Origin of the sequence: Streptococcus mitis, assembly GCF_047463435.1 — a bacterium.
Classification (GTDB): Bacteria; Bacillota; Bacilli; order Lactobacillales; family Streptococcaceae; genus Streptococcus; species Streptococcus mitis_DS.
Genome location: NZ_JASHDW010000001.1, coordinates 1 through 12352 on the forward strand (window position 1 = coordinate 1; position 12352 = coordinate 12352).

9 protein-coding genes are annotated in these 12352 nt (G+C 36.8%); all 9 read right to left on the reverse strand.

Annotated elements, in window-relative coordinates; genetic code table 11:
• Nucleotides 1–2473 (reverse strand): MucBP domain-containing protein (locus QM843_RS00005; protein WP_414327988.1); only part of this gene is annotated, 2473 nt, incomplete at its 3' end.
• A gap of 99 nt (nucleotides 2474–2572) precedes the next feature.
• Entirely contained in the window at nucleotides 2573–3817 is a 1245-nt protein-coding gene (locus QM843_RS00010; RefSeq protein WP_414304234.1) for a glycosyltransferase family 4 protein, read from the reverse strand.
• A gap of 3 nt (nucleotides 3818–3820) precedes the next feature.
• Nucleotides 3821–5407 (reverse strand): glycosyltransferase family 52, encoded by a 1587-nt coding sequence (locus QM843_RS00015; RefSeq protein WP_414304235.1) that lies wholly within the window; start codon nucleotides 5405–5407, stop codon nucleotides 3821–3823.
• A 31-nt stretch (nucleotides 5408–5438) separates the two neighbouring features.
• Entirely contained in the window at nucleotides 5439–6434 is a 996-nt protein-coding gene (gene rfbB, locus QM843_RS00020) for a dTDP-glucose 4,6-dehydratase (RefSeq protein WP_261121625.1), read from the reverse strand.
• A 21-nt stretch (nucleotides 6435–6455) separates the two neighbouring features.
• Nucleotides 6456–7229, reverse strand: a complete 774-nt coding sequence (locus tag QM843_RS00025) for an alpha-1,2-fucosyltransferase (protein WP_414304236.1) — start codon at nucleotides 7227–7229, stop codon at nucleotides 6456–6458.
• The gene (locus QM843_RS00030; protein ID WP_414304237.1) at nucleotides 7216–8568 is read right to left on the reverse strand and encodes a dTDP-4-dehydrorhamnose 3,5-epimerase family protein; all 1353 of its coding nucleotides are present in this window, start codon (nucleotides 8566–8568) and stop codon (nucleotides 7216–7218) included. Before QM843_RS00030 ends, QM843_RS00025 begins: the two co-directional genes overlap by 14 nt.
• A gap of 252 nt (nucleotides 8569–8820) precedes the next feature.
• Entirely contained in the window at nucleotides 8821–9759 is a 939-nt protein-coding gene (gene prsA, locus QM843_RS00035) for a peptidylprolyl isomerase PrsA (protein WP_414304238.1), read from the reverse strand.
• A 66-nt stretch (nucleotides 9760–9825) separates the two neighbouring features.
• Nucleotides 9826–10539, reverse strand: a complete 714-nt coding sequence (locus tag QM843_RS00040; protein ID WP_414304239.1) for an O-methyltransferase — start codon at nucleotides 10537–10539, stop codon at nucleotides 9826–9828.
• Between the two features lies 1 nt (nucleotide 10540).
• Nucleotides 10541–12343 carry an oligoendopeptidase F gene (gene pepF, locus QM843_RS00045; RefSeq protein WP_084863305.1) on the reverse strand — a complete coding sequence of 601 codons (1803 nt, stop codon included), beginning with the start codon at nucleotides 12341–12343 and terminating at the stop codon, nucleotides 10541–10543.
• Between the last annotated feature and the right edge of the window lie 9 nt (nucleotides 12344–12352).

The following is a 12352-nucleotide window of genomic DNA, read 5'->3' on the forward strand; positions in this document are numbered from 1 at the left end:
TAGTGATAACTCTATCTTCAAGGTCTTGAACTTCTACTTTATCTGGAATAGATTTCGCTTCAGTTGTATAGTTTGAGCCAATATCTTTTTGACCTTGTTCAATCGTATCAGCCAGTTTTTCAGTAGTACCTTCTTTATAGTAATTAACTGTTACTGGAGCTTGTTTTGCTACCTCAGTCACTTTTTCAACTGCACGGTAGTAATAGTTTACCGTAGTGCCACCTTCTGCAATCTTACCGTTTGCATTGTCTGGTGTAGCTACTAACTCATAAGTAGTTACTGTTGTAACGGTCTTTTCTGGTAAGTCTTGAACCTCAGTTTTAGACGAAATTTCTTTAGATTGAGTTCTGTAGTCAGACTTAACTGGTAAGTCTACTTGGTTTTCACTTGGTGCTAAAGAAGTTGTTGTGTTCTCTAAATAGTAGTTAACGTTTAGAGGGGCTTTTTTCTCGCGGTAGTAGTGAGTTACTGTAGAATTTCCGTCAGCTACAACCTTATAAGCGCGAATTGGTGTAATTAATTCACGTTTATTGTAGGTTGTTTCGTTGTGACTTGAAGTTTCTGTTGCAGAAATAAACTCAATACCACTATCGGGTTGAGCTTTGTAATACCCACCTTCAGGAATTGCTTCGACATTATTATCTGACTCCCCTTGGAAAAACTTATATTCTGGTGAAGTTTCTACAGAAGTGATTGTTATAGAACCATCGTCATTAACTTTGACTGTACCTTTCTTAAGAAGTTCGGTAGCAACCTCTTTAGTTGTACCTGTATCTTCTAGGTTCTCTAAAATTTGTTCCCTTGTAACTTGGCCTTCAATATGGTTAATTGTTGTTTTAGTTAAAGAAATTGAACCCTCAACATCTACTGTATAAGACTTTTCAATAGTAGTAGTGCTTAAAGTAGAAGTACCCCTAAACTCTTGTTTTTCAATATTTTTGAAAGTTAGAGTCTCAATAATTTTACCTAAATTTCCATTTGGAGAAAGTAACTCTTGAAGGCCTGGAACATCTATTGGACTATCTGTAGGAATATAAAAAGCATAAGAATTAGCAAGTACTCCACTGTTTACCCAAACAACATCAGCACCAATGGCTTTAAGTTTAGCTGGAAGTTCTTCAAAATAAGCATCTACTCTAGCTTTTACTTCTGCCACTTTTTGCGCTTCTTTTGGAGTATTAGCTTGTTTTTTAGCAAATTCCAATAAATCAAACAAATAACGGTAGCTCTTATTGTTTTTAAGCGCTTCTGCTGCTGTTGGATTCTGTAGACTTGAATCTTCTTTGCGAGGACTTAATTGGAAGTAAGGGTTATCTTCATAGATAAAGTCCTCAGTGTCAAATCCAAATACTGTTGAAGTAGCAACCGTAGTTTCAGTCACATCATCGCCTGTTTTGAAACGACCGTCTGGTCCTAGTTTTGTAACAGAAACATTATGATCTTGAGAGCCTTGAATAGTAAAAGTAGGAGAATCAAACCTATCACCCTCTTCAACATTACGAGTATCAGGATTTAATTCAAAAGTTGGACTCTTAAATTTTTTAATAGTCTTAACAGTTGTAGAGTTACCCACTGCATAAGTATCTTTATCTAATACAAGAATAGAGTCACCTTCATGAAGAGTTACATTTGCTTTCGTGAAGTCTTTAGCGTTTGCAAGACCTGCCTTCCACTTAGAAACTGCATCTTCATCGCTCGATACCCCGTCAGTTTCTACGAACTTACCGTAGTGACCGTCAGAAGTTTCTTCGACAAGATAAACTTTACCTGTCGTTTTTGTATAATCAATTTCCCCTAGTTTGTTGTGCATTCCTTCTGGGGACACACTTGCTTCAATATCATTGAACTGAGTCTTACTATACTTAGCTTTATCTGCACCCTCAACTTCAGAACGTGTACGTTCATAAACTTTACCATTCAATTCAAGAGTATCTTGTTTACCTGTTTCCTCAGAAACGGTAATACCGCTTTTATCAGCAGTTGACTCACGGTAGTCTTTACCATCTGTATCTGCGGCAAGACCCTTTTTATCATAAGGAGTTGTAATTGTTCCTTGACCTGTTGCTACTGTTTCTGTTTTCAAAAGTGAATTATCTTCTTCTAACTTGTAATTTACAGTAGTCTCAGAAGTAACAGTTAACACATCTGAACCATCAGCGTCACCTTTATTTTCGTTAGCTTTAGTAGGTTCAGCAACACCTTTATTCAAGACTGCATCAAATTTAGCAACTTTACTAGTATCAGTATCATCTGTAAATGTATTTGTATTTGCAGAAGTTGTCTTATCGACACTATCTACCAATGCAACCTCACTTCCACCTGTACCATTTACAACATCTGCCGAAACTGATTGTGTTGTTGTAACTAAACCAACACCTAGTGCAAGAAGTGTTGCACCGATTAATTTTGAATCAGTTCTACCATTCTTATACTTACGGAAAGAAAAAATTTCACGCTTGTTGTCTCTAAACATTCTTTACCTCACAATATTAAAATTAAATATAATCCTTCTACTTCTTTCGGAAAGACAAAGGCTTTACTACTATATTTTAGCTAATAAATTCTGAGATACTTAACCTAAAATCAAGTATTGGTATAATTCTAACACAGCGTCTTTAGTATAGCAAGAATAAAACCTTGAAGATTTAAAGTATCCACCCTTTCGATAATCTAATAGTATAGATTTCAATTCTTTAGGTGTCTGAAATACTCTAGTATTTTCACATTTACTTGCATAAAATTTATGTGCTAAATCTACATCAGAAAGCAAACAAACTAAACCAAATGAAGATGCTTCAACAGCAGCATTTGCAAAACATTCGCTCATAGAACAAGAGATATAACCCTCATGATTCTCATAAGGAACATTTTCAACAAATCCTTTAAACTGAACATTTTCAGGTAAATCTTCTTCAGTATAACCTACAGGTAAATTTCCATAAATCGTCAATTTACTATCAGGTAACTCCCTAAACGCCTTAATCGCCCACTCACAACGTTTCAAAAAAGTCATGTTACCTACAATACACCAATCTGTTACAGAAGTGTACTCTTTTTCTATCCCCTCTTTTACATAAATCGGAGGCAAGAACCGTACCAAATTAGATCCTAATCGCTCTTCTAAAACGGGGCTTGCAACTAAATTTTGACACCAGTTTTGTAAGACAAACTTCATTTGAGGGTCTAAAATATTGTAATGAGTATATGCAAACAAGGTACGACCTGTGTTTTGAAAGAACTTCCTCAATTGAAGAGGATATTCATTAACCATATCGATGATAAAGCGATCTTCGACTGTAGAATTGTTAACTAGATAGAGACTGACTAACTGCCATTGGGTATAGGTTTCACCACTTCTTAGATTTTGATAAGAATGGTAATTTTCACTCACATCCCCTTTGAGTAATTCTCCTTTACTATCATAAAGAGTGAACAACTTTTCTTGATGAGAATATCGATACAATAGTTGAGAGGTATAACATTCGATACTTCCATCTTGATAGCGAATAAGACCAACATACCCTTCATTTGTATACTCAACTCTAACGATACCCTTTAGCTCTTCTACAAATTCTTTTTTTACACTGGGCTTCTGTCTAGCTAGATCTGACTGATCATAAATGACATGGTAAAAATTTTCAAATCCAAGATTTTCAAGAGTTTCAACAAAATTTGGTACAAAATTCTCTAAATTTGTTAAAACAAGTTCCTGTTCTACCTCTAAACTTTTAAAGATTTCCTGACGTGCTAATTGACTTCTTTCAAAACCATAAGAACTTACAGGAACTGCTTCTTTAATTGTAAATACTTTAACCATGGTTTATTTTAATACATCCTCCAATCTTAAACCACGACTTCTTGCTAGTCTCGCACGAAAAGTCATGCCACGTTTGTAACGTTCTGATAAACGATAGTAGGTTGTTACTATATTCAAAACTGAAGCATTCTCCTTTGTAACTATTCTAGACCACAAATGCCAATCTTCAAATCCATCGCACTTAGCATCATAGCCTCCTGCCTCATCATAGGCAGAACGTTTAAAAATGACGGTTGAATGATTAAAGACATTTCGGTAGGCAAGCTCTAACCACAATGGTTCCCCTGATAAACCATGTTTCGGGTTTCGTTCCATTTTATCAGTCATCTCATCCTCTTCAGCTATAACTCTGGCTCCTATAAGATCTATTTGTGGATTTTCTTCCAATTCATGTAAGAGAAGGTCTAGATGCCAGGGCATCCAAATATCATCTGCATCTTGTCTGGCTACATAAGCTGTTTGAGACAGGCTGACTCCACGATTTAAAGTTTCTGAAATCCCTTTATGACTTTCCCTGATATACTGTACTCGTTCGTCTACTAGATAAGGCTTACATACTTCCTCTGTATTATCTGTTGAACCATCATCCACAATGAGCAGTCGAAAAGCTTGATGGGTTTGATTTAAAACAGAATCAATCGTTTGACTAATGGTTTCAGCTCCATTATAGACAGGCATGACAATATCAACAGGTGTGTCCGATTGAGACACATTTTGATAGGGCACACCTCGTTTTGCAAAAACATTTGATTCATGAGTTGTTAAAAAGGTCCGATACCCATGAACCGATACACCCTCTATATCTTTGACCAATAAAAGAGAAGTTGAGTAAAAACCATGTACCTCAACGAACTCATACTCCTCTAGCAAAAGATAAATTTCTTCTTCAAAGCAAAATCTAGTTTCTTTCAATTTATCTTGATGAGGATTCAAAGGTACTCTAGGATGGTGATAGTAGTAATCAATCTTCTGTTCATCTAAAATTTTAGCAGTCAACTTTTGGGTAATTTCCAAATCTTCCTGATAAAGGAGAGAGCCTAAAAATTGTCCCAGAAAAATGCTTATTTTCTTACCATTTTTGGCCCTATGAAAATGACTTGGTTCAAGATGAAGCTTTAGAAAAACCTGCTTCTCTTTTGGGAAGAGAATACAGTCCTCAAATACCGTATAATGTCTATTTGACAAAGACATTACCTCTCTCAAGGTAAAGTTTGTATAAGGAATGCCCCTCTCAAGATTTTGTGTATAGAGATTGAGAGGTACAACGGAAGTACTACCATCATCAAAAGTATACAAATTCATTGTACTGGGATTAAAGACGCTAAGAGCTACAGGATTATCTAAGCTTGCTAGATAGAGATTACTGATGGCCCTGTCTTTTAAGGCTTCCTGAATATCATTAAAGACTGTTTTTCCTTCTAAAACAAGGACTTCCTTACAAAATTCTGCCATTCGTTCAGCATAAAAATCCTGTCTCGAATCATCTGACATCTTTAGATAAATCCCGATAAAGTCTTCTGAGACAGTCTGTACAACTTCCTTTGCGACTAAAACTTGAAATGGGGAAGAACAAAAAATGATATTCTCCAAATTTAACTCCTCATAACATTCTTACAAACTCTTACTTAGCATCTTGCTTTTGTGCAATCATCTCTTGCCACCAATCTTCATGTTCTTGATACCAATGGATAACTTCTTTTAAGCCTTTATCAAAATCCACGTAGAGGGGTGTAAAACCTAATTCAGTATATAACTTACTAGCATCAATTCCATAACGAAGGTCGTGTCCTGGTCTATCTGCTATATACTTGAAATCTTCCTGAGATTTTCCTAACTGCAACAAGATTTTCTGTAAAACTTCGATATTCGTGCGCTCATTATTTACTCCAATCAAGTAGGTTTCACCAATCACACCCTTATCAATAATGGTGTCAATAGCTCGACAATGGTCTTTGACATGAATCCAGTCACGAATATTCAGTCCTGCTCCATATAGAACTGCCTGCTGACCAGTTAAAAGATTGGTGATTTGTCTTGGGATAAATTTTTCAGGATTTTGATAGGGTCCATAATTATTTGAACAGTTTGAAATCGTAGCCCTAACTCCAAAAGAACGAACCCAAGCTTTGACCAATAAATCCGCAGAGGCCTTTGTAGCAGCATAGGGAGAACTTGGATTGTACTGCGTTTTTTCAGTAAATTTATCCTTACTTTCTAATGGGAAATCCCCGTAAACCTCATCTGTTGAAATATGGTGGAAGCGGATATCATACTTCCTAGCTAACTCTAAAAGATTGTGCGTCCCGACAATATTACTTTTCACAAAAACAGACGTATCATGCAAAGACTTGTCATTAAAAGATTCTGCTGCGAAATGAACAATCAAATCAACTTCTTCATCGATCTGCTTACTTAATTCCAACTCATTTGCGATATCCAGTTTATGGAAGGCTACTCCGTCATCCAGCAAATCTTCGATTGTTTTCAGTGAAGAGGCATAAGTCAAATTATCCAAAATCGTAATCTGAATATCCTTATAAGTCTCTTTTAGGTATCGAACAAAATTTGAACCAATGAAACCAGCTCCACCAGTCACAACGATATTTTTATAGTTCATCTATTTTCCCTTTTATATTTTTCACTCACAGCCAGTACGGTCAACACTTACAACTTCCCAGTCTCTTGTATCCGCAATTTGTTTCCCATTTTGTTCAAGTAAAGTATTAAAATCAGGAACAAACACTTTTACAAAAGGTTTGGTCAGTCTTAAAATATAGCCTACCCAATAACAATAGGTCGAATTGGGACAAATGAAATACTTGTTACAGCTATACAGTTGTAAAAAGTTATCTTGAACATCCTGCTCCTCAACTATAATCGGGTTTTCAAAATGATACTGAGAATGTAGAAAGGGTACCAATTCTTCGCGACACCAGACAACATCGTCTGAAGTAACTCGGATAGTTAAATGTTGAAAATTATCCCCTTCAATTGCTGCTATCTTTTCCAAACAAGAACCGATATACAATTGAGAGTTATAACCGTAATTTTTTCTATTTCGTTCATTGAGAAAATCCGTTCTTCTAATGGCAATTGTCACATTCTTCTCTTCAAATTGAGCGGAAGCTGCTACTACTGGCTCAATCAAATACTCTCTACAAAAAGAGTCCAATTCTTCTGAAGAATAGTCAACACCTGCCTCTTGAAAATAACCGAAATCTTCTAATTCGATACCATTTGCTTTTGAAAATAAGGCAGCGGTTTTTGGAAAAAAGGTTTGGGCAAACTGAAAATATCCTGTTCGTAAGACATAACTTTCCTCATAGCCCATCATCCTATCTCTATGTGCTTGTAGTAAGAGATAGAGCAAATTTCCTAGTTGAAAACCTCTATTATTTTCATAAATTTTCAAGATTCGAATCTCCTTTTTGCTGTTTAAAGTATTGTCCTAAAATGGAATCGTCAGGATTTTTTACTAAATTCTTAATTTGTTTACCTGTAAAAATTTCAGACTGATTGATCCCCAGTTTCACGCCATCGATTCTATTTAAATTCGCCATCAGATGGCTGACTAAATCATTTATTGCTGTCACTTGATAGCACATTTCATCAGGATAAATATCAGAAATTGGCTCTAAAGTACTTAATAATTCATTTGGAAGAGGCTCTACTAGAGACCACAGCTGATCATTTACTTTTTGATAATAGTTTTCTAACTCAGGCTTATCCAAAACAATATCATTTGAAATATAAGTCCATTGTCTAGAAAGCAAATCATGAATAAAGCCCTTTTTCAGTGTCTTTCCATATAAGGTGTCCATAATATAAATAGTGTTCTTATTTTGATGAGCCTCAATCACGCCATTATAAATCTTTTGATGAATGGCACTATATCTGGAACCATTATCAAATACAGACTTCGTAGATACTAAAATCATATGACCTGTTTGAATCTTTTTTAGGACATTCAGTAATTTATCGATTTCCAAGTCATTGTTTTTCAAACCTAGATTAGTCAATAATTTTTCTGATGACGGAGCAGTACAAATCACCACATCATAAGAATCCTTCAAAGCTTCTTCAATATTATTTCGATTGAAACAACTTAAAGCAATATCAGATAGTTTCCTTAATGTATCAAATAAAGCTTTCCCAACTGCACCTGTTGAACCTATTAAGGCAACTTTCTTCTTGCTTGATTCAATTATGTCAAGAACTTCTTTAAAAGTTTTAGCAGCTTGGTCTTTTTCAGAAATAATTGGTTTTAAAAGAGAATCCCACGACAAATCAGCATCTTTGTCTAGAGGTGTAATTCCTAGATAGTTTTTATGTGGATCATAATAGTCAGCAACCAGGTAATTCAATATCCCATTGTTAACTAACGACTGTGCACCATTAGCCACTCCACCAGGGACAAAAACAGCCCTACCAGGTTTGACATCTATCACATCTACAGATTTGTAAGTTGGAGAATCTATTCGTAGGTCGATAAAAATCATTTTGAAAGTCCCATAGGCTACTGTCATCAATTTTTCATAGCCCTGACAATGCATCCCTCTAATAACTCCCTGCTTTGAGACAGACACATTATTCTGAAGTTTATGATGAAAGAAGGATTCTGGCACTCCATTTTCAACCAAATCTTTTTTCCGCCAGTTCTCTAAAAAATAGCCACGCTCATCATGATGAAGAGGACTTTCAAAAACCAACAAACCTTGAATCTGTACTGAAATAGTTCTATCTATATCCATCTTTTCCCCTCTGTATTCATACCCAAAACGATTAATCCAGCTAAACTAAAGTCATTTTCATTATGTTTCTTAAATTATACCACTATATGGGTTCTCTAGCCAGATGAAGATCATTCTTTTTAAATATCAATATCTAAAATTATATATTTTTGTTAGGATGAAGAAAAAACCAAAAAAGAAAGGACTAAATTTGTCCTTTCTAGAGATTAACTTTTCTTCAACCCACTACAGTTGACAAAGAGACATTCTGTTTTATTCTTTTGAAGAACTGCTTGAGCTTGAATCTCCACCACCGATGTATTGAGTGAAGATATTTTGGAAGGCTTGATCTTTAACCTTGATATTGGCTGCTTGCAATTCTTTTCCGATAATACTTTGAACAAATGATGCGTCGTTTTGTTTTTGAGTTAAGATAACAGTTTTTAATTTTTCTTTGTAATCGTCAATATTAGATGATTTTTCTGTTTTCTTAATGAGTTTTACAATGTAATATTGGCTGCTGTATGCTTGTGTTCCAGTAACACTAATCACATCAGAAACACCGTTTACATCTAACGCAAAAGCTGCTTTCTTAACTTGATCTGGTACTTCTGTTGAAGCAGAGTCAAAGGTGATTTCTCCACCGTTAGCTTTGGTTTTCTCATCAGTTGAATTATCTTTAGCTAATTGAGCGAAATCTGCGCCACTTGCCTTAGCTTTTTCGAGGACTTCTTTCGCTTTATCCTCATTATCAAGACGAATGATTTGAGCCGTTACATCTGGAATGTACTCGTCAAAAGCCTTCTTATAAGCATCATCTGTCAATTCAGCTTCTGCTGCTTTCTTAACTGCCAACTCAACCAATTTACTTGTACGAATTTGAGCTTTACGTGTTTCAAGAGTCATACCTGCTTGTGACAAGACACGTTGGTAGTTCTCACCATATTGTTTCTCTTCTTCGGCAATAGTATCATTGACTTCTTTGTCATCTACTTCAGAACCGTATTGTTTCTCAAATACTTTTTGGATGGTCATGTTCAACAAGACTTGTTGAGCTGAAGGGTTGCTTTTCACTTGCTCATAAAATTGATGTTCTGTGATGACATCCCCTTTCATGCTGATAAGGTCTGCACCTTCTGAACCTTTGGAACAAGCTGCTAAAGTTGCTACTGATAATAGTGTAATGGCACCTGCCAATAGTTTTTTCTTCATGTCTACTCCTTTGAGATAAGTGTTACCCTATCTATTTTACTATATTTTCTTAAATTATTCTGAAAATCATTCGCTAACAGGCAATTGAACGTCTGCTACATTTTTACGAAGCATGAGAATGCCGTCCCCTAAAGGTACTAATGTTGCAGTGAGTCCTGGATTGTCTAAAGTTGCATCAAATAATCTTTGAAGACCTCGATAAATGGTTCGCTGGCCACGACGGACTTCCATAATATCCTTAGCAACATCACCACCTTGAAAAATATCATCCAAAACAACCACACCACCAACTTCCAAGTGTTTGAGGATTTCTGGCAGAAAGACGATGTATTTAGACTTGGCTGAATCCATAAAGACGAAATCATAGGACTCTGTCAAGGTTGATAAGACATCTACCGCATCTCCTTCTAGGAGTGTGATTTGCTTACGACTGTCAAACTTGGCAAAATTTTCCTTGGCAAAACCAATCATTTCTGGATTGCGGTCAATGGTTGTAATCTTGGCATTTGGCGCATGTTCTGCCATCAAGAGGGCTGAAAAACCGATAGCCGTCCCTATTTCCAGAATGTTTTTAGGTTGTATGGTTTCCATGAGAAAACGGAAATAAGCAACCGTTTCATGGGGAATAATGGGAATATTTTCCTTGCGGGCAAAGTCTTCCAATTCTTTCAAAGATCCTGTGACTTGCTTTTGGCGCTGACGCATCAAGTCTACAATTTCTTCCTTGACGACAGGGCGACGCATGTTATGGTTGGCATTCTTACTATACGATTCAACCATCTTATGCCAATCCCAATTTTTCAACAAGGGCTTCAAACTCATTCAAACGACGTTCAAAGACTGCAAAGGCATCGTTGAGATAGTCTTCCTTCTCCATATCAACACCAGCTTTTCTCATGACATTAAGTGGATAGTCAGACTTACCTGCCTTGAGGTAGTCGATATAACGGTCACGGTCTTCTTGACTACCATGAACAATCTTTTCAGCCAAGGCTGAGGCTGCTGCAAAACCTGTTGAATATTGATATACATAGTAGTTATAGTAGAAGTGTGGAATGCGAGCCCACTCGTATTGGATTTCAGGATTGTCTTCCTTACTCAAACCATAATACTCTTGGTTCAAGGCTGCGTACAGTTTATTTAAGAAATCGCTTGTCAAGACTTCACCATTTTGATCCGCTTGATGAATCGCGTGTTCAAACTCGGCAAATTGAGTTTGGCGGAAAACTGTTCCACGGAAACCATCTAGGAAGTTATTGAGAATAGCAAAGCGCGTTGCATCGTCTTCCACTTCTTCCAATAATTTCTCCGTCAAGATATTTTCATTGGTAGTTGATGCAATCTCAGCCAAGAAGATAGAATAATCTCCGTAAACATAAGGCTGCGTTTCACGAGTATAGCTTGAATGCATACTGTGACCTGTTTCATGAACAAGGGTAAAGAGATTGTCTAAATTGTCCTGCCAATTAAGTAGCATAAAGGCATTGGTATCGTAAGAACCACCAGAGTAAGCCCCTGAACGCTTGCCTTGATTTTCGTAAACATCAATCCAACGCTCACTGAAGGCACGTTTGACACGGCTCAAGTAATCCTCACCCAAGACTGCCAAGGCATCTTCTGCCTTTTTCAAGGCTTCTCGGTAGGTAAAACTGTATTCAACAGAAGAAAGTGGTGTGTAGACATCGTACATCTTGAGGTCTGAAATTCCCAGGATTTTTGAACGAAGGTTAAGATAGCGATGCAAGAGTGGCAAATGCTTGCGAACTGCTGCTACCAAATTGTCATAAACACTCTCTGGAACAAAATTGGCTGCTAGGGCTGCATGACGAGCGCTCTTGTAGTTGCGAACTTTGGCACGGTAGTTTTGCACCTTAACATTGGTTTGCAAGGTTTTGGCATAGGTGTGTTGGAATTGTTGATAAGTCGCATAAAGGGCTTGATAGGCACCACGACGAACCTCACGATTTTTAGACTCCATCAAACGTGTGTAAGTCCCATGAGATAGCTGAACTTCCTTACCATCATCGTCAAGAACATAAGGGAACACAATATCCGCATTGTCCAAGATAGCGAAGGTTTCACTTGCCGAACCAAAGATTTCCCCAGCTCCAGCCAATAATTCTTCTTCGCGTTGTGAAAGAACGTGATCCTTGCCTTGCAAAAGCTTGTCAAAATAGTGTTGATAAACCTGCAATTTTGGCTGAGCTTCTAAAAAGTCAGCATACTGCTCTTCACTAATCTCCATAAATTCAGGTTCATAGAATGAAAAGGCTTGGTCTAGCTGGCTATAGAGAGTCATGGCCTTGGCATAGTACTCTTGGTACTTGGCTTCACGTGTGTCTTGGTCATTCTTCATATGAGCATAAACGTAAAGCTTCTCCATTTGGCGTTCCATTTCAAGAGAAAATTCAGTAATTTCGAGTAGACTATCCGCACTATCCAGGAGATGGCCTTCATACTGGGCTACTGTCTCCAATTGTTCTGTTATATCTTTTAAGGCTTCTTCCCAAGCCTGGTCAGTTGGGTAGATCGTTGATAGATCCCATGTATCTTTTTCATTTATTTCATGTCTTTGTAATACCATTAGATTCCT

Coding starts and splice junctions, on each gene's coding strand:
- QM843_RS00010 (WP_414304234.1), bottom strand. CDS start 3,817: ATGGTTAAAGTATTTACAATTAAAGAAGCAGTTCCTGTAAGTTCTTAT.
- rfbB (WP_261121625.1), bottom strand. CDS start 6,434: ATGAACTATAAAAATATCGTTGTGACTGGTGGAGCTGGTTTCATTGGT.
- QM843_RS00030 (WP_414304237.1), bottom strand. CDS start 8,568: ATGGATATAGATAGAACTATTTCAGTACAGATTCAAGGTTTGTTGGTT.
- prsA (WP_414304238.1), bottom strand. CDS start 9,759: ATGAAGAAAAAACTATTGGCAGGTGCCATTACACTATTATCAGTAGCA.
- QM843_RS00040 (WP_414304239.1), bottom strand. CDS start 10,539: ATGGTTGAATCGTATAGTAAGAATGCCAACCATAACATGCGTCGCCCT.
- pepF (WP_084863305.1), bottom strand. CDS start 12,343: ATGGTATTACAAAGACATGAAATAAATGAAAAAGATACATGGGATCTA.